The 17,979-nt window shown below is 64.2% G+C and carries 13 protein-coding genes and 1 pseudogene; 7 read left to right on the forward strand and 7 right to left on the reverse strand.

The annotated features are described in order from the left end of the window. The first annotated feature begins 179 nt into the window (after positions 1–179). The 4 genes and pseudogenes from V8Z74_RS21715 to V8Z74_RS21730 all read left to right on the forward strand — a co-directional run bounded on the left by V8Z74_RS21715 (position 180) and on the right by V8Z74_RS21730 (position 5,832). Positions 180–1,334 (forward strand): helix-turn-helix domain-containing protein, encoded by a 1,155-nt coding sequence (locus tag V8Z74_RS21715; RefSeq protein WP_349711129.1) that lies wholly within the window; start codon positions 180–182, stop codon positions 1,332–1,334. A 395-nt stretch (positions 1,335–1,729) separates the two neighbouring features. Continuing rightward, complete coding sequence (locus tag V8Z74_RS21720) at positions 1,730–2,359, forward strand: TRAP transporter small permease subunit (protein WP_349711130.1); 630 nt, start codon at positions 1,730–1,732, stop codon at positions 2,357–2,359. 21 nt (positions 2,360–2,380) lie between these two features. Continuing rightward, positions 2,381–4,227, forward strand: a pseudogene (locus tag V8Z74_RS21725) (TRAP transporter large permease). A gap of 381 nt (positions 4,228–4,608) precedes the next feature. Beyond that, positions 4,609–5,832: a GGDEF domain-containing protein gene (locus V8Z74_RS21730; protein WP_349711132.1), complete on the forward strand. Its 1,224-nt coding sequence runs from the start codon at positions 4,609–4,611 to the stop codon at positions 5,830–5,832. A gap of 135 nt (positions 5,833–5,967) precedes the next feature. On the opposite strand, the gene V8Z74_RS21735 is transcribed toward V8Z74_RS21730, so the two are convergent. From V8Z74_RS21735 to xseB, 6 genes are all read right to left on the reverse strand, one after another. Further along, entirely contained in the window at positions 5,968–6,510 is a 543-nt protein-coding gene (locus V8Z74_RS21735) for an HAD-IA family hydrolase (protein WP_349711133.1), read from the reverse strand. A 393-nt stretch (positions 6,511–6,903) separates the two neighbouring features. Next, positions 6,904–7,986, reverse strand: coding sequence for a TRAP transporter substrate-binding protein (locus V8Z74_RS21740; RefSeq protein ID WP_066476537.1), 1,083 nt, complete (start codon positions 7,984–7,986; stop codon positions 6,904–6,906). Positions 7,987–8,149: 163 nt separating this feature from the next. Continuing rightward, the gene (gene dctP / locus V8Z74_RS21745; RefSeq protein ID WP_349711134.1) at positions 8,150–9,232 is read right to left on the reverse strand and encodes a TRAP transporter substrate-binding protein DctP; all 1,083 of its coding nucleotides are present in this window, start codon (positions 9,230–9,232) and stop codon (positions 8,150–8,152) included. 33 nt (positions 9,233–9,265) lie between these two features. Next, positions 9,266–11,134, reverse strand: coding sequence for a 1-deoxy-D-xylulose-5-phosphate synthase (gene dxs / locus V8Z74_RS21750; protein WP_349711135.1), 1,869 nt, complete (start codon positions 11,132–11,134; stop codon positions 9,266–9,268). Between the two features lie 186 nt (positions 11,135–11,320). Then, positions 11,321–12,262, reverse strand: coding sequence for a polyprenyl synthetase family protein (locus V8Z74_RS21755; RefSeq protein WP_502879591.1), 942 nt, complete (start codon positions 12,260–12,262; stop codon positions 11,321–11,323). Positions 12,263–12,335: 73 nt separating this feature from the next. Continuing rightward, positions 12,336–12,587: an exodeoxyribonuclease VII small subunit gene (gene xseB, locus V8Z74_RS21760; protein ID WP_066476543.1), complete on the reverse strand. Its 252-nt coding sequence runs from the start codon at positions 12,585–12,587 to the stop codon at positions 12,336–12,338. 398 nt (positions 12,588–12,985) lie between these two features. Here xseB and V8Z74_RS21765 point away from each other — a divergent pair, with 398 nt between their 5' ends. The 3 genes from V8Z74_RS21765 (at position 12,986) to V8Z74_RS21775 (ending at position 16,261) form a co-directional block, all read left to right on the forward strand. Continuing rightward, the gene (locus V8Z74_RS21765; protein ID WP_066476550.1) at positions 12,986–14,125 is read left to right on the forward strand and encodes an aromatic ring-hydroxylating oxygenase subunit alpha; all 1,140 of its coding nucleotides are present in this window, start codon (positions 12,986–12,988) and stop codon (positions 14,123–14,125) included. A gap of 85 nt (positions 14,126–14,210) precedes the next feature. After that, positions 14,211–15,128 carry a DMT family transporter gene (locus V8Z74_RS21770; protein WP_349711136.1) on the forward strand — a complete coding sequence of 306 codons (918 nt, stop codon included), beginning with the start codon at positions 14,211–14,213 and terminating at the stop codon, positions 15,126–15,128. A 209-nt stretch (positions 15,129–15,337) separates the two neighbouring features. After that, positions 15,338–16,261 (forward strand): sulfurtransferase, encoded by a 924-nt coding sequence (locus V8Z74_RS21775; protein ID WP_349711138.1) that lies wholly within the window; start codon positions 15,338–15,340, stop codon positions 16,259–16,261. A gap of 193 nt (positions 16,262–16,454) precedes the next feature. On the opposite strand, the gene V8Z74_RS21780 is transcribed toward V8Z74_RS21775, so the two are convergent. After that, positions 16,455–17,597 carry a GGDEF domain-containing protein gene (locus tag V8Z74_RS21780; RefSeq protein WP_349711139.1) on the reverse strand — a complete coding sequence of 381 codons (1,143 nt, stop codon included), beginning with the start codon at positions 17,595–17,597 and terminating at the stop codon, positions 16,455–16,457. Between the last annotated feature and the right edge of the window lie 382 nt (positions 17,598–17,979).

Consider the following 17,979-nt stretch of genomic DNA (forward strand, 5'->3'; position numbering starts at 1 on the left):
GTTCGTAGCGGCTGGGACGAGACATTTAGGCTGGTTTCCTCCTGCCTGTATCGTCTCATCTCCCATGCGCATCGCTCTGAATGTCGATTCAGCCTAGGGTTGTCCCCCAAGGCAGCGGGCCACAGCGCAGATAGTCTCAAAATGAGACAACCCACCGCAGCCCACAAGCTCTCCACTCCATGACCTCACTCTGCCCCGCAGCGCCCCCGGCCGGCGAGCGCCATGTATTGGTCGCCCAGGCTCGCACCCAGATGCTTTCCGGCGCCGAGAACGCACTCGCGCCGCAGGGCGTGGCCGGCTGGCTGTGGCGCTCCTGGCAGCGCTGCATGGCAGGCGGCCGGCGCCCGCAGGACAAGGTGGAGTTCGAGGCCGTGGGACCGCATGCGCTGCGCCATGCGCAGGAGCGCCATCAGGCGCTGATCCAGGCCGCGCGGCCCGTGATGGCCCAGCTGGTGGGGGCCGTGGGGGCCATGCGCTATTTCTGCCTGCTGACCGATGCCGCCGGCACGGTGCTCGAAGTCCAGGGCCCGGTGAACCGCCAGGACCTGCGCGCCCTGGCCATCGGCCGCGTGGGCGTGGATCTGTCCGAGCATGGCGTGGGCACCTCGGCCATCGGCGCGGCGCTGGCCGAGCAGGGACCGGTCTGGCTGCACCAACGCGAGCATTTCTTCGATGCGCTGCGCGACTACAGCTGTGCGGGCGCGCCCGTCTTCGGGCCCGAGGGACAGTGCCTGGGCATGCTGGACATCACGGGCATCGAGGTGCCCGAGCGCCCCGAGCTGCAGCTGCTGGCCCTGCGCTGCGCGCGCGCCATGGAAGACCGTCTGCTGCGCGCCATGCCCCATGCGGTGCTGCTGCACCTGAACTGGCCTGGCGGTCCGCTGGGGCAGGAAGGCGAAGGCCTGCTGGCCCTGGATGCCGAAGGCTACCTGCTGGGCGGCAACACCGTGGCGCGCCAGCTGGTTCCACGCCCCCTGCAGCCGCCGGGCGGGCGGCTGCACTGCCAGGAGCTGCTGGCCATGCCCTGGAGCAATCTGGTGGACCATGCACGCCGCCGCCAGGACGAGCCCGTACAGGTGCCACTGTGGTCGGGCCTGCGGCTGCAGGCGCTGGTGCGCACCGGGCCGGCGCTGCAGCCCGGGCTCTTCCAGGGGCTGGCGGCCGCCCCCCGGCCCGCCTCGGGCGCCATGCCGCTGCGCACCAACGAGCAACTGCTGATCCAGCAGGCCGTGCAGGAAGCCGGCGGCAACATCAGCCTGGCGGCCAGGAACCTGGGGCTGAGCCGCGCCACGCTGTACCGGCGCCTGTCCCGGCGCAGGCCGCCGGCCGGCTGAAGCGGACTGCAGCCCAAAGCTTCGGCACGGGACTTACCCCAAGCGCCGCGCCGGCGCCGGGCGCTTGCCTTCGCAACCAATACGAAAGAAAAGCAGTTCGACCCCATATCCGGAAAGCGCCTGCAGCTATCAACAAAAGAGCACATGTTCACTGACGCTATGCCGCCACAGGCACGACGAAATTTGGCGGGAACAGGACCCGCCACTTCGTAGAATCCTTGGCTTGGAACGGCCAGCGCCACCGGCCCCGGCTTTTGCCGGGCATCGCCCTGCCTGACGGCTGCGATCACGGGGCAACCGGGGCCCCGGCCGTTTCCGATCCATCCAAACAGATCGCTCCTGAGGCTTACCGGCCCCCAGCGTGCGACGCACACAGCCTACTTTCTGGAGACACCATGCAGGCTTTACTTGCCCTTTCCAGGGCCATCGACAGGCTGAATGCCTTTGTCGGCAAATATTGCATCTGGCTGATATTTGCCGCCACCTTCATCAGCGCCGCCAACGCCATCGTCCGCAAAGTCTTCGACACCAGCTCCAATGCCTTCCTGGAAGTCCAGTGGTATCTGTTTGCCTGGTCGTTCCTGATTGCCGCCGGCTACACGCTGCTGCACCGCGAGCATGTGCGCATCGACGTGATCAACAGCCGCCTGTCCAAGAAGGTCCAGGTCTGGATCGACATCCTGGGCTTCGCCTTTTTCCTGACTCCGCTGTGCCTGACCATCCTCTGGCTGACGACGCCCGTGGTGATGCAGATGATCCAGTCCGGCGAGATGTCGGGCAATCCCGGCGGCCTGATCCGCTGGCCCGTGTGGATGGCGATTCCCGTGGGCGTGACGCTGCTGCTGCTGCAAGGCATTTCCGAGCTGATCAAGCGCATCGCGTTCCTGACCGGCGACGGCCCGGATCCCACGGGCAAGCTCGGCGACAAGAGCGCGGAAGAAGAACTGGCCGAGGCCCTGCGCGCCGAAGCCGAGCGCAAGCAGCTTGAGGCCCTGGCCGCGCAAGCCGGTTCGCACAAGGCCTGACGGCAGCAGGAGACACATCCAATGGAATTCATTGCTGCCAACTACGCCCCCATCATGTTCGCGGGGCTGATCGTCTTCCTGCTGCTGGGCTTTCCCGTCGCCTTCAGCCTGGGTGCCGCAGGCCTGGCCTTCGGCTTCCTGGGCATCGAACTGGGCGTGTTCCCCTCCTCCGTGATGGCCTGGCTGCCCCAGCGCCTGATCGGCATCATGGCCAACGACACCTTGCTGGCCGTGCCCTTCTTCACCCTGATGGGCCTGATCCTGGAGCGCTCCGGCATGGCCGAGGACCTGCTCGACACCGTGGGCCAGGTATTCGGCCCCATCCGCGGCGGCCTGGCGCTGGCCGTGATCTTCGTGGGCGCGCTGCTGGCCGCGACCACGGGCGTGGTGGCGGCCTCGGTGATCTCCATGGGCCTGATCTCCCTGCCCATCATGCTGCGCTACGACTACGACCGCCGCCTGGCCTCCGGCGTGATCGCCGCCTCGGGCACGCTGGCGCAGATCATCCCGCCGTCCCTGGTGCTGATCCTGATGGCCGACCAGCTGGGCAAGAGCGTGGGCGACATGTACAAAGGCGCCTTCATTCCAGGCTTCATGCTGATGGGCTTGTACGTGCTGTGGGTGGTGCTGCTGGCCGTGTTCAGGCCCAAGATGGTGCCCGCGCTGCCGCCCGAGGCCCGCATCTACCGCGAGGCCAATGGCAGCGGCGGCTACACCTCGCTGGTGGTGGTGGCCGCCATCTCGGCCGCCGTGGCCATCTTCATGGCCCAGCACATGACCGACATCCACACCTGGTGGCAAGGCCAGCTGGTGACCGAAGTCGCCACCGACGAAAAAATCGTCACGGCCATGTGCGGCGGCACCTTCATCGCCTTCGTGATCGCCTCGCTGAACCGCGTCTTCAAGCTGGGGCTGCTGTCCAGGCTGGCCGAACGCGTGACCTTTGTGCTGATTCCGCCGCTGCTGCTGATCTTCCTGGTGCTGGGCACCATCTTCCTGGGCATTGCCACGCCGACCGAAGGCGGTGCCATGGGGGCCATGGCGGCACTGGTCATGGGCTTCGCGCGCCGGCGCCTGAACATGGACCTGCTCAAGCAGGCCCTGGCATCGACGACCAAGCTCGCCAGCTTCGTGATGTTCATCATGATCGGCGCAACGACCTTCAGCCTGGTGTTCCAGGCCGCCGACGGCCCCAAGTGGGTCGAGCATCTGCTGACCAGCCTGCCAGGCGGCCAGGTGGGCTTCCTGATCGTGGTCAACATCATGATCTTCTTCCTGGCCTTCTTCCTGGACTACTTCGAACTCTCGTTCATCGTGGTGCCGCTGCTGGGGCCGGTTGCCGACAAGATGGGGATCGACCTGATCTGGTTCGGCGTGCTGCTGGCCGTGAACATGCAGACTTCATTCATGCATCCGCCGTTCGGCTTCGCGCTGTTCTTCCTGCGTTCGGTGGCGCCTGAAAAGCAGTATGTGGACCGGGTCACGCACAAGGTGGTCGAACCCGTGACCACCATGCAGATCTACAAGGGAGCCATTCCCTTCGTGCTGATCCAGCTGGTGATGGTGGGCGTGCTGATCGCCTTCCCCGGCATCGTGACCGGTGCGCTGGACAAACCTGTGGCCGTGGACATGAACAAGATCGGCGACCAGATGCTCGAGCAGCTCAACGACGCCGGTGGCGGCTATGGCACGGAAAACCCGTTTGGGCCCCCGAGGAAGGCGAGGAAGGTTCGGCCGCACCCGAGGCGCCCAAGGACGGCAGCCCGGCTGCGCCCGAAGCGCCAGCCCCCGACGCCGGCGCCTACGGCTCGGACGATCCGGCCAAGGCCTTGCAGGACTCGCTCAAGGCAGCCCCGGCAGCCAAGTAAAGTTCGCGAAGCCTTGCTTCATCAAGCCCTGTCTCGAAAGAGCTGGGGCTTTTTTTTCTGTCTGTTTCGCAGCGGATGCAGCGAACTGCCAAGCCTCGATATAGGGTGCAGAGATGCGGGCAGCACCACCTGCTCTGCGCGGCCATGTTCGACCGATCAAAGACTTGTCAGCGCCCCACGCAGCCGGCAACGTCCGGCAAGCATCTGCCCCCCTGACTCAGCCCTGGGATTTGGAATCTACACGCAGGCGCTTAAACTCCATCTCATTTTTTGATTACACATTGTTGCAAAGACCGGCGGTCAAATCCTTAGTCGTCTTTGCAAAGCGATGTGCCACAGACTCCAGCGCAGACTGCTTACCCATCCCCTTTGAATCTCAACATGGTTGCTACCGTTCTCGTCGGCATGCTGTGCGCACATCTGCTGTGCTTTTCGGTCATGTTTTTGCTCATCAGCAAGCGCCTGCAAGGCAAAAAAATGGGGATGGATTTTTTTGCCATGGGCAACCTCCTGCTGGGTTTGGCCTATGTGCTGCAACTGCTGGAGGGAGGCCCCGCCTGGAGCCTGATGAGCGTGGTCAACCATACCCTGACACTGGCCTCACCGGTGGCTTACTGGCTCGGGGCCATGCGCTTCTTTGGGCACCCCGTTCCTCTGTTGCGCCCGCTGCTGGCATTTGCCGCGGTCTACAGCGTCGCCCAAGTATTGGTGCAGTGGAGCCTGGGCCCGGTCGCCCGCTACGCCATGCTTTCAGGCATGTCGGCACTGCTGTTCTTGATCATGGCCATCACCGTGATCTATGGCGTGCGCACCTTTGCCAAGGACTTGTATGGCGAAATGGTGTTCTTTGCAGTTCTGATCAGCGGCATCTGCATACTCAACGCACTGAAGTTCATGAAGCTGCTGGAGGGGGGCCTGGAGGCGCTGCAGATGGACCGCAATTTTCAACTGGTGTTCTACATCTATATGTCGTTCCTGGCCACGGTGTTGCCGCCATCGATTGTCTGGCTGATATTGCGCCGCTTGACCGACGAGCTTCGCGGCATTGCTGCGCGCGACCCCATGACGCAGCTACTCAACCGCCGAGGACTCAAAGAGACCCTGCAACTGTGTTTCAACACGCGCAAGACAGAGGCTGCATACCTGCTGATGCTGGACGTTGACCATTTCAAACGCATCAACGACACCTATGGGCATCAGATCGGAGATGCGGTTCTATGCCACGTGGCCGAGGTTCTCCGGGCCACCGCTTGCCGCGGCGATCTGGTCAGCCGTCTTGGCGGGGAAGAGTTCGTTGTCATCTGCCTGGACACTGACACACAGGGAGTTCTGCATTTGGCGGAACGCTTGCGTCTGGAGGTAGAAAAGCAAGCTCTCCGGATCAACGACTCCGATCAATCGCTGCATTGCACAGTCACGATTGGGGTTTCACAGAGCTTCGCGAACAACTCTGCGCTGGAAGACGCCATGAAACAGGCCGACACCGCGCTTTACCGCGGCAAAACCTCAGGACGCAATCGGGTTGAATTGTTCCAACCTGCCGACAGCCATCACCCCGTTCAGGGCATGAGCTCATCTACGCGCCAGATCAGCCCGATGATCTAGCCTAGGCCCGCCGATCTTCCAGCAGGTATCAATCACCCGCGCCAGTCGCCCAGCGGCAGCCATATTTCGGCCAGTAGCAGGCCTTTGAGTCCATGTCGCAAAATGGGGAGCGTTTTTTCAAGCCACAAAAATCGATCAGTTAAAAATGGCGGTACATGCATCAACCAAATCATCGAAATGCTGTATCAGCACATCGGGGGCGAGCTCAGCAGCAGGAGTTTCGGTATAGCCGAAATCAACCAAGATTAGCGGTGTCGCCGCTGCACGAGCAACTCCCGCATCGGTATCTGCATCCCCGACCATGACCGTGCGAGCCAAATCACTTCCCACAGATTCCACCGCTTCAATCAAGTGTGCTGCATTAGGCTTCGCCGCAGTAACGGCATCAATTCCGACCACGCCATCAAATAGTGCAACCATACTGAGCTTGGTCTGCAGACTAATTGACAGGTCAGCAGGCTTATTGGTACAGACCACCAGTTTCGCGCCCGCTGCCTTCAATTCTTTTAAGGCATCAATCACACCGGGAAAAGGCAGGCTCTCATCCGCGATATGCGCACCGCAATGATTTAGAAAGCGCCCAAAAAGTGCATTAGCGAGACCGTCGGGGTCTTTCGCTCCAGCTTCCGTAAGACCCCCTGAAGCAGCCAATGGGCTCCACGGTTGATGAAAGGCCATGCATTTTTGTATAGGGCAGCGCCTTAAAGCCTTCTGAGATCAGGGTGGCGTTCACTGCTCCAATTAAATCTGGGGCCGCTTCACTTAGCGTGCCATCAAGGTCGAACGCGATGGTCGCGCCGCGAAGGGTTCGTGTATCAGTCACTGCGAATATCTCCAAAGGCTTTTCCGACTTATATGCCAAAGCCGAATGAGTTAGTGAAAAAGCGTATCGGGAAAGCAGTCAGCACGCCCCCCTATGGGAGCGATAAAGAGATCAAAGAGGGATGCGAAAGCTACCCCAGAGCAGCCTCAGCCACATCGTCCGCTGCTTAAATTTCTGCGAGCTCAAAGACAAAAACCGCAGCAAGCTGCGGTTTTTTTTCGAACAGGGCCATGCCCTGCTCATATCCATCAGATCTTGGCGGATGCCATGTACTGGTTGAACGGGAACTCGGAGAAGCGGTTCCACAGGATCTGGTCGCGCTGGAAGGCGCGCATGTCCTGGTGGATCTTCTTGAATTCAGGCGACTTGGCTTCGTGCTCGGCAAACACTTCCATCGAAGCCTTGAAGCCGGCGTCCATCAGCGCCTTGGGGAACATCTTGAGCTGGGTCTTGTTGGCCACCAGTTTCTTGATGGCGATGGGGTTGAGCACCTGGTACTTGCTGGTCATGTCGGCCGCCGCCACGCGGGTGGCGGCATCCAGGATGGCCTTGTTCTCGGGCGACAGCGCGTTGTACTTCTTGATGTTGATGAAGAACTCCAGGTCGGCCGAACCTTCCCACCAGCCGGGGTAGTAGTAGTAAGGCGCGACCTTGTTGAAGCCCAGCTTTTCGTCATCGTAGGGACCGACGAACTCCACGGCATCCAGCGTACCCTTTTCCAGGGCCTGGTACACGTCGCCGGCGGGCATGTTCTGCGCCACCACGCCCAGCTTGGCCATGGCTTCGCCGAACACGCCGCCGCCCAGACGCATCTTCAGGCCCTTGAGGTCTTCCACGCTCTTGATTTCCTTGCGGTACCAGCCGCCCATCTGGGTCGTGGTATTGCCTGCGCTGGCGGTCTTGAAGTTGTACTTCTCGAAGAAGGCGTCCAGCAGCTTGCGGCCGTTGCCGTGGTCCTTCCAGGCATTCATCTGCAGCGTGGTCAGGCCGAAGGGCACGGCGCAGCTGAAGGCGAAGATGGGGTCCTTGCCGGTGAAGTAATAGGCCGCCGTCTCGGCGATATCGATGGTGTCGGCCTGCAGGGCATCCACCACGCCGAAGGCGGGCATCAGCTCGCCGGCGGGGTGGACCGAAATTTCAAACTTGCCGCCCGACAGTGCCTTGACGGTCTGGGACAGCTTTTCGGCGCTGCCGAAAATGGTGTCCAGCGACTTGGGAAAGCTGGAAGCCAGGCGCCAGCGCACTGCGGCCTGGGCATGGACGGCAGGGGCCGCGCCGGCAGCCAGGACGCCGGCGATGCCGGCATTTTTGAGAATGGAACGACGATCCACTTCTGTCTCCTTGATGAACGGGGGGTATGGGCAGGCAGCCGATCTGCGTCGGCCTGCAATCGCAAAACGATCTCAAAATGTACACGAGCCATGGCCCGCGCCCCATCGAAAAAACAGCCGCATGCTTAGGAATTTCTACCTAGTGGCACGGCTCCAACAGCGGCTACAGGCGCGCCCCGCTCATATAGCTGCCGTAACGGAACTCCGAGAAGCGGTCCCACAGCAGCTGGTCGTGCTGGAAGCCGCGCAGGCTTCGATGGATCTTCCTGAAGGTGGCGGACTTGGCCTCGTGCTCGGCCATGGTCGCCATCACGGCCTTGAAGCCCGCATCCATCAGCTCGCGCGGGAAGGCCCTGAGCTGCACCCGTTCGCTGAGCAGCTTCTTGAGCGCCACGGGGTTGAGCGCCAGGTACTTGGCCGTCATGTCCTTGGCCGCCAGCGCGGCGGCGGCTTCCACCATGGCCTTGAATTCCGGTGTCAGCGTCGCCCAGGCCTTGGTGTTGATGAAATAGGACAGCTCGGAGCCTCCCTCCCACCAGCCGGGGTAGTAGTAGTAAGGCGCGATCTTGCCGAAGCCCAGCTTCTGGTCGTCGTAGGGACCGACGAACTCCACGGCATCGAGCCGGCCCTTCTCCAGCGACTGGTAGGCATCGCCGACGGGCAGATTGAAGGCCTGCACGCCCAGCTTCTGCAGGACCTCGCACAGCAGGCCGCCGCCGGCGCGCATGCGCAGGCCCTTGAGGTCGGCAACGGTCCTGATTTCCTTGCGGTACCAGCCGCCCATCTGGGTGCCGGTATTGCCCGCGCTCAGGCTCTTGATGTTGTACTGCGCATAGAACTCGTCCATGAACTTGCGGCCGCCGCCGTATTCCATCCAGGCATCCATCTGGCGGGCCGTGAAGCCGAACGGCACGGCGCAGCCGAAGGCAAAGCAGTCGTCCTTGTCCGTGAAGTAATAGGAAGCCGTCAGCGCCATCTCGACCGTGCCGCTTTGTACGCCTTCCATCACGCCGAAGGCGGGCATCAGCTCGCCGGCGGGATGGATGCTGACCTCGATCAGGCCACCCGACATGAGCTTGAGCGTCTGGGCGAACTTCTCGGCAGCGCCGGAGATCGCATCCAGCGATTTCGGAAAGCTTGTCGCCAGGCGCCAGCGCAGTGTCTCCTGGGCATGGACGGCGGGCGCCATGCCGGCAGCCAGTACACCGGCCAGACCCACGTTTTTGACAAGCGAGCGGCGGTCCATTGGCGTCCTCTTTCAGTTGCTTTGCGGTGGAACTCAGCGGGAGTGCAGGGCCTTGCGGATCGATGCTTCGATGCCTGCGGCATCCAGTCCCTGCCCGGCCAGCAGCTTGGCCGGATCGCCGTGCTCGATGAACTCGTCGGGCAGGCCCAGCTGCAGCACGCGCTTGACAACGCCATGGGCCTGCAGGCACTCCAGCACGGCGCTGCCCGCGCCACCCATGATGCATCCCTCTTCGACGGTGACGAGCAGGTCGTGCCCCGCAGCCAGCTCCAGCACCAGCTTCTCGTCCAGCGGCTTGGCCCAGCGCATATTGGCCACGGTGGCATCCAGCGCCTCGCCGGCAGCCAGCGCCGGATACAGCAGGGTACCAAAGGCCAGGATGGCCACTGTCCCGGCTACGGATTCCCGGCGGATCTCGCCCTTGCCGAAGGGCAGGCCCTCGAGGCCCTCCAGCGGCACCACGCCCACGCCCGCGCCGCGCGGATAGCGCACGCACACGGGGTGGTCCTGCTCGTAGGCCGTGCTCAGCAGCTGGCGGGTCTCGCGCTCGTCGGCCGGGCAGGCCATGCTCATGTTGGGAATGCAGCGCACGAAGGCGATGTCGTAGGCGCCGGCGTGCGTGGCACCATCGGCGCCCACCAGGCCCGCGCGGTCCAGCGCGAAGACCACGGGCAGGTTCTGCAGCGCCACGTCGTGGATCAATTGGTCGTAGGCCCGCTGCAGGAAGGTGGAGTAGATGGCCACCACGGGCTTGACGCCCTCGCAGGCCATGCCCCCCGCGAAGGTGACGGCATGCTGCTCGGCGATGCCCACGTCGTAGTAGCGGCCCGGAAAGCGCTTGTGGAACTCCACCATGCCCGAGCCTTCGCGCATGGCCGGCGTGATGCCGACCAGGCGCGGGTCCTTCTCGGCCATGTCGCACAGCCACTGGCCGAAGACCTGGGTGAAGGTCTGCTTCGCAGGCGTGGCCGGCTTGACCAGACCCACGCTGGGATCGAACTTGCCGGGACCGTGGTAGGCCACGGGGTCGGCCTCGGCCAGCTTGTAGCCCTGGCCTTTCTTGGTGACCACGTGCAGGAACTGCGGGCCCTTGAGGCTTTTGATGTTCTCCAGCGTGGGAATCAGCGAATCGAGGTCATGGCCGTCGATGGGACCGATGTAATTGAAACCGAAGTTCTCGAACATGGTGGCCGGCACCACCATGCCCTTGGCCTGCTGCTCCAGGCGCTTGGCCAGCTCCAGCAGTGGCGGCACCTGCTTGAGCACGCTCTTGCCCACGTCGCGGGCCTTGGCGTAGAACTGGCCGCTCATGAGCTGCGCCAGGTAGCGGTTGAGCGCGCCCACGGGCGGACTGATGCTCATGTCGTTGTCGTTGAGGATGACCAGCAGGTTGGCCTCCGACACGCCCGCATTGTTGAGCGCCTCGAAGGCCATGCCGGCCGTCATCGCGCCGTCGCCGATCACGGCGATCGCACGGCGGTCCTCGCCCTTTTGCTTGGCCGCCAGCGCCATGCCCAGCGCCGCCGAGATGCTGGTCGACGAATGGGCCGTGCCAAAGGTGTCGTACACGCTCTCGGCGCGCTGCGGAAAGCCGGACAGGCCGCCGAGCTGGCGCAGCGTGGCCATGCGGTCGCGCCGGCCCGTGAGGATCTTGTGCGGATAGGTCTGGTGGCCCACGTCCCAGACGATGCGGTCGTGGGGTGTGTCGAACACCGAGTGCAGCGCCACCGTCAGTTCCACCGTGCCCAGGTTGGAGCTCAGGTGGCCGCCGGTCTTGGAGACGCTGTCGAGCACATAGGCGCGCAGCTCGCCCGCCAGTGCCTTGAGCTGGGCACGCGACAGGCCGCGCAGGTCGGCAGGATCGTTGACGGTTTGCAGCAGGGAATAGGTGTTCGTGGACATGGGCATTATTTTGTAGGACTTGCGCAAACCGCAGAGCATCCGCGGCGGCGGCACAGAAGTAGGCCTGCCGTGGGCGCCTGTTTTGCGTAAGCCATGTTCGACAGCTGCGCCCGTGCATCCAGATCTGGATGGCGGTCGGGCAGCTGCTTCGTGGTCACAACAGTCGGGCAGTGTAGGCCGGGATGCTCAGTGCGTGCGGCGCACGACCATATCCGCGAGCGCCGCCAGCGCGCGGGTATCGGCCAGGCCGCTGCCCGCGAGGGCCGCATGGGCCTGTGCGCACAGCTCCTCGGCATGGGCGCGCGCGCGCTCCAGCCCCAGCAGCGAGACATAGGTGGGCTTGTCGTTGGCCGCATCCTTGCCGGCCGTCTTGCCCAGCGTGGCCGAATCGGCCACCACGTCGAGAATGTCGTCCACCACCTGGAAGGCCACGCCCAGCGCCTGGCCGTACGCGGTCAGCGCTTCCCAGGCTGCGGGATCGACCTGCGGATTGCAGGCCGCGCCCATGCGCACGCTGCCCAGCAACAAGGCCCCGGTCTTGAGGCGGTGCATCTCGCGCAGCTGGTCTTCGGTCAGCTGCTTGCCCACGCTGGCCAGATCGATGGCCTGGCCGCCGGCCATGCCCTGGCTGCCGGCCGCAGCGCCCAGCAGGCGGCATAGCCGCGCCTGCAGGGCGGCGGGAATCTCTTCGGCGGTTCCGTCGTTTTCCGGCACCAGCAGCTCGAAAGCCAGGGCCTGCAGCGCATCGCCGGCCAGCAGGGCCGAGGCCTCGCCGAACTGCACATGCACCGTGGGCTTGCCGCGGCGCAGCACATCGTTGTCCATGCAGGGCATGTCGTCATGCACGAGCGAATAGGCATGGATCAGCTCCACCGCGCAGCCGGCGCGGATCGCTGCGGCCGGCAAGCCGCCCACAGCTTCGGCCGCGGCCCAGACCAGCAGCGGTCGCAGGCGCTTGCCGCCGTCGAGCACGGCATAGCGCATGGCGTCGCCCAGGCCCGCCGGTGCGCCCACGCCGACCCAGCGGGACAGTGCGCTTTCGGTGCGTTCCAGGCACTGCTGCATCCAGGCGGAAAATTCCTGCGCGGAAAAAACCGCTCCGGCGGTCGGCTGCGGTTCGGCAATCATCGCTACGTTCATTGAGTGTTCGCTTACAGATGCACAAGGCAAGGCCCGGTCGGTTGCGGGCCGGCAAGAGGTTTCAGTCCTGGCTCCAGGGCGCCAGCGTGCCTTCGTCCAGCACCTTGACCTGCTCCTGCACCGCATCGAGCTTGCTGCGGCAGAAGTTCAGCAGCTCGGCGGCACGCTGGTATCCGGTCAGCATCTGCTCCAGCGGCAGCTGGCCCGATTCGATCTGGGCAATCAACTGCTCCAGCTCCTGCAGTGCAGCTTCGTAACTGGCGGGCAATGCGGCGGTCGGTGCGGACGTTTTGGAGGCTGCGGCCTTGGGCATGGGCGGTCTGGGCAGTGTTGGAGGCAAACGACGATTTTAGGCGCCCCGGCACGGCAAGCCGGCAATGCGGGCAAAGGCCGGCCGGCATTGCGCCTTTCATGCCCGGATCGGCCGTGGCCGCCATCTTTTCCATGGTGCCCCCGGAGCCCCGCTGCTTCAGGCCGCCAGCGGCTGCCCAGGCCAATACACGTACCGAAAAGCCGGAAATAACCCCACGGGCTATAATCCCATTCCCGTCAAGCCGGCCCCGTGCCTGGTCATCTTGGCTGGGCTTGAAGAAGGTGAGCGCTTGCGCCATGGATTCCAGCCCAGTGCCCATGTCCAGACAAGGCCGGTTTCGTTTTTTACCCGTGCGCACGCGCACCCTCCCTGTGGGGAGTCTTTAGGTCAGGTCACCCATGTCTGATTTAAGTCTTCAACTGCAGCAGGCCGCAAGCCAACTACCAGTTTCAAGCTACTTCGACGAAGCGCTGTTCCAGCGCGAGTTGGAAACCATTTTCAAGCCCGGCCCCCGCTATGTGGGCCACCAGCTGGCCGTTCCCGAGATAGGCGACTACTACGCCCTGCCCCAGGAAAAGGAAGGCCGTGCGCTGGTGCGCAATGCCAGGGGCCAGATCGAGCTGATCTCCAACGTCTGCCGCCACCGCCAGGCCGTGATGCTCAAGGGCCGCGGCAATCTGCTGACCGAGGGCAAGGGCCATGCGGGCGGCAACATCGTCTGCCCGCTGCACCGCTGGACCTACAGCACCAGCGGCGAGCTGCTGGGCGCGCCCCATTTCAGCCACGACCCCTGCCTGAACCTCAACAACTACAAGCTGCGCGAATGGAACGGCCTGCTGTTCGAGGACAACGGCCGCGACATCGAAGCCGACCTGGCCGGCATGAAGCTGCGCGAGCAGCTCAGCTTCGACGGCTTCGTGCTCGACCATGTCGAGATGCACGAGTGCAACTACAACTGGAAGACCTTCATCGAGGTCTATCTGGAGGACTACCACGTCGGCCCCTTCCACCCCGGCCTCGGCAACTTCGTGACCTGCGATGACCTGCAGTGGGAGTTCGCCAAGGAGTACTCGGTACAGACCGTGGGCGTGGCGCCCGGCTTCGGCCGCCCGGGCTCGGATGTCTACAGGAAGTGGCACGAGGTCCTGCTGAACTACCGCGAAGGCAAGCTGCCCGAGCGCGGCGCCATCTGGCTGACCTACTACCCCCACATCATGGTGGAGTGGTATCCGCATGTGCTCACCGTCTCGACGCTGCACCCGCTGGCCGTGGACAGGACGCTGAACGTGGTGGAGTTCTACTACCCCGAGGAAATCGCGGCCTTCGAGCCCGAGTTCGTGCAGGCGCAAAAGGCCGCCTACATGGAAACCTGCATCGAGGACGACGAGATCGCCGAGCGCATGGACGGCGGCCGCAAGGCCCTGTACGAGCGCGGCGACAACGAGGTCGGCCCCTACCAGAGCCCCATGGAAGACGGCATGCAGCACTTCCACGAGTGGTACAGAGGCGTGATGGGCGATTCCATCCCCAAACGCTGAACGAGGCATTCACCTCAAAACCGATAGCTGCTAGCGCTTACCCCACAAGCGCTGCAGCTATTTTTTATGCTGAATTGATTTAGGTATGCAAGCCCTGTGGATGGTGCTGGCCGCGTTCATTTTCGCGGTCATGAGTGTGTGTGTGAAGTTTGCCTCCCGGGACTTCAATGCGGCGGAAATCGTCTTCTACCGCGGCCTGGTCAGCATGGCGCTGCTGGCATTGCTGGCGCGCCGCGACGGCATCTCTCTGGCCACCAGGTTTCCCAGGGAGCATGCCTGGCGCAGCTTTGTGGGCGTGATTTCCATGGGTGCCTGGTTCTACGCCATCGGCCACCTGCCGCTGGCCACGGCCACCACGCTCAACTCCATGAGCAGCATCTGGATGGCGGTATTCCTCATCGTGCAGGGCCTGTGGCTGCGCCACCGCATGCGGCAGGACGATGCGCACGGCCTGCCTCCGGGACCGCGCACGTTGCCGCCCTTTCCCTGGGGCCTGGTCAGCACCGTGGTCATGGGCTTTGTGGGCGTGCTGCTGGTGCTGCGGCCCAGCTCCGCCCCTGCGGGCGAATGGGTGGCAGCCATGGGCGGGCTGTTTGGCGGCATGTTCGCCGCCATGGCCTATATGCAGGTGACAACGCTCTCGCGCATGGGCGAGCCCGAGTCGCGCGTGGTGTTCTATTTCTCCCTGGGCTCGGCAGTCGCCGGCGGCGCGGCCATGTGCCTCACGGGCGTTTCGCCCTTTCCGGGCTGGAGCGCGCTGTGGCTGCTGCCCGTGGGCGTGCTGGCCGCCGTGGCGCAGGTCTGCATGACCAAGGCCTATGCCTCGGCCGGCAGCAAGCGCAACACCCTGGTCGTGGCCAATCTCCAGTATTCGGGCATCGTGTTCGCAGCCCTGCTCAGCCTGGTGATGTTCGGCGAGCGCATTCCTCTGATCGGCTGGGCGGGCATCGCGCTCATCGTGGTCAGCGGCGCCATTGCGACGGCGCTGCGTTCCAGGACTTGACCCTGGAGCCGCTGAGCGGCTCCCCCTGGTCAGCCCCCAAGGAAGACGATGCCTTCGGCGAGGCCGCGGGGCCGCCTGGGTTCTGTGCTCCACGTCTTGCGCGAAGGGACGGAACAGGCATTGCCGGCAGGCTCAGGCCGCTGCCCCTGCGACCCGGAACACGGGCTTGGTGCACGCATAATGGATCGTCATTTCCGGAGCGCTCATCCATGACCACCACGCCTTCCATGCCCGCATCCGGGCATTACAACACCCTGATTTCCGTACAGCAGCTGGCCGACCTGCAGGCCGCCGGCAGGCCGCTCATGGTGTTCGACTGCAGCTTCGACCTCGCCGACCCGGCCGCAGGCCATGCGCAGTATCTGCAGGCCCATATTCCCGATGCCGTATTCGCCGACCTGGACAAAAACCTCAGCGCCCCGCACGGCACGCCCGGGGCACACGGCGAAGTGGCCACCAGCAGCCAGTCGGCCTCGGGCGGGCGCCATCCCCTGCCAACGCGCGAGCGCTTTTCCGCCTGGCTGAGCTCCGTCGGTTTCGACAACGGAATGCAGGCCGTGGTCTATGACCGCAACGGCGCCAACTACTGCGGGCGCCTGTGGTGGATGCTGCGCTGGGCCGGGCACGATGCCGTGGCCGTGCTCGACGGCGGGCTGCAGGCATGGCAGGCAGCCGGCCAGCCCGTCGTCTCGGGCGAAGAGCCCAGCCACTTCAGCAGCAATTTCGAACTGGGCACGCCGCTAGAAACCTTGAAGACCGTGGACCAGGTGCAGGCCGAGCTGGGCCAGCCCACGCAGACATTGATCGATGCCCGCGCACCGGCCCGCTACCGCGGCGAGGTGGAGCCGCTGGACCCCGTGGCCGGCCACATCCCCGGCGCGCTCAACCGCCCGTTTGCCAGCAATATCGCCGCCGATGGCCGCTTCAAGCCCGCGGCCCTGCTGCGCGCCGAATTCGAGGAGCTGCTGGCCGGACGCGATCCCTCCACCGTGGTGCACCAATGCGGCAGCGGCGTCAGCGCCCTGCCCAACCTGCTGGCCATGCGCATCGCGGGCCTGCCGCCCACGGCGCTGTTTGCAGGCAGCTGGAGCGAATGGTGCAGCAACCCCGAACGCCCCGTGGAGCGCGGCTGACCACAGGCATTTAGGCCTGCCACTACCACACGCACCGCCCACAATCGACAAAGCTGGCGCGGCCCAACAGCGGGACGGCCTGCAAGGGCCCAAGCCGGCCGCGCAGCCCCGCAGCATGGACTGCCCCAGCAAAGGCCGTCGTCCCCCTTGGGGGCGCCCGGCCAGGGGAAGCCGCGCAGCGGCCAAGGGGCAACTATTCAGCCCACACCACGCTGTTGCGCCCCTGCCGCTTGGCCGAATAAAGCGCCTCGTCGGTACGCTGCAGCAGCCGCAGCGGCGTCTCATCGCGGTTCAGTTGCGCCGCACCGATCGAGATCGTGAGATTGATGATGACGCCCGGCGCCAGCTGGACCGGCGTGTCGGCGACCGTCGCCCGCACCCTTTCGAGCAGGCGCTGGCCGTCTTCGGCCGAGGTGTCCGCCATGAGCAGCACGAATTCCTCGCCCCCCCAGCGCGCCAGAATGTCGGTATTGCGCACGCAGGCCAAGACCGTGCGGGCAAAGCACTGCAGGACCTGGTCGCCGGCGCCATGGCCATAGGTGTCGTTGACGGCCTTGAAGAAATCCAGATCCAGCTGCGCCATCAATAGCGGCTGCCCGCTGCGGCCGGCGCGCAGGCCTTCTATGCGCATCACCTCCAGCATGTAGCGCCGGTTGGGCAGCCCGGTCAGTTCGTCGCGCGTGGCCAGGTCGCGGATCTGCTCCACCGCCCGGGACAGCTCGCGCTTCTTGGCCTGCAGCCTCTCGCGCACGGCGTGGGCCCGCAAGGTCAGCGCCGTACTGGTGACCAGCACCATCACCACGATCAGCAGGTATACGGCAGCCAATGCACCGGGCGTGGTGGCGTCGGGCGGCCCCCACCATTGCACCACCGCTCCTGCAATACAAAAGGCCACCAGCCCATAGGCCAGCACTGCCTTGATCTGCGCAGGCCCCAGCCCGAAGACGCCGAACATCATGATCACCGCCAGTATGGGCGGCACGATGCCGCGCGCATGGCCCGCAATCACATAGGCGGCGGCATTGCTCGTGATGGCGTAGGTGATCTGTATGTGCGTGAAGGCCGGATCGTGCCAATGGCGCGTGAAGCCGCTGCGGATCAGCGCAAAGCTGGCGAACACGCAGGCACCGCTGGCCAGCGCCCACCAGTGCACCAGTTCCTCGTCTGCCAGGCCCGCAGCCGCCACCAGCTTCATGGCGAGAATGCAAAACACCATGAGCAGGCAGGCCAGGCCTGTCGTGACAAGAGACATGCGCTGGCGGGGCTCGTTCGTGAGCAGCAGATCCAGCATGCGCTGCAGCAGGCTGCGGCTCGGGGCAGAGGTCTCTGGGCTCAAGCGGATTCCTCATTTCTGTAACACAAACCAGGGTGTTTGATACAGATTATCACCACCAGGCCTGGCGCGAGAAGCATTTCCACCGATGCTCTCAAATAGCTAGCAAAAGCCACTCACTTCGCCGCATGAGCGGGCATGTGCTGGCGCACAATGCCTCCCATGCTCGTTGGCCATCCTGGGACAGCACGCATGCCGGGCCCTTGAGCCACGTCATCAAACAGGAAGACATTCTTGTAGGGGAAAGCTTACATACCCCCCTCCCCAACCAGACATGTCGTACCGCCGCGCCCCGACTTCAGTGAAACAAGGGCCTCCAACACAATCCATCCCAACAGATCGCAACTCCTCTTTGTGTCAGCCGTTGCGAGCCGCCGTGATTGAA

The organism is Comamonas sp. w2-DMI, assembly GCF_040187735.1.
Lineage (GTDB): Bacteria > Pseudomonadota > Gammaproteobacteria > Burkholderiales > Burkholderiaceae_C > Comamonas > Comamonas terrae.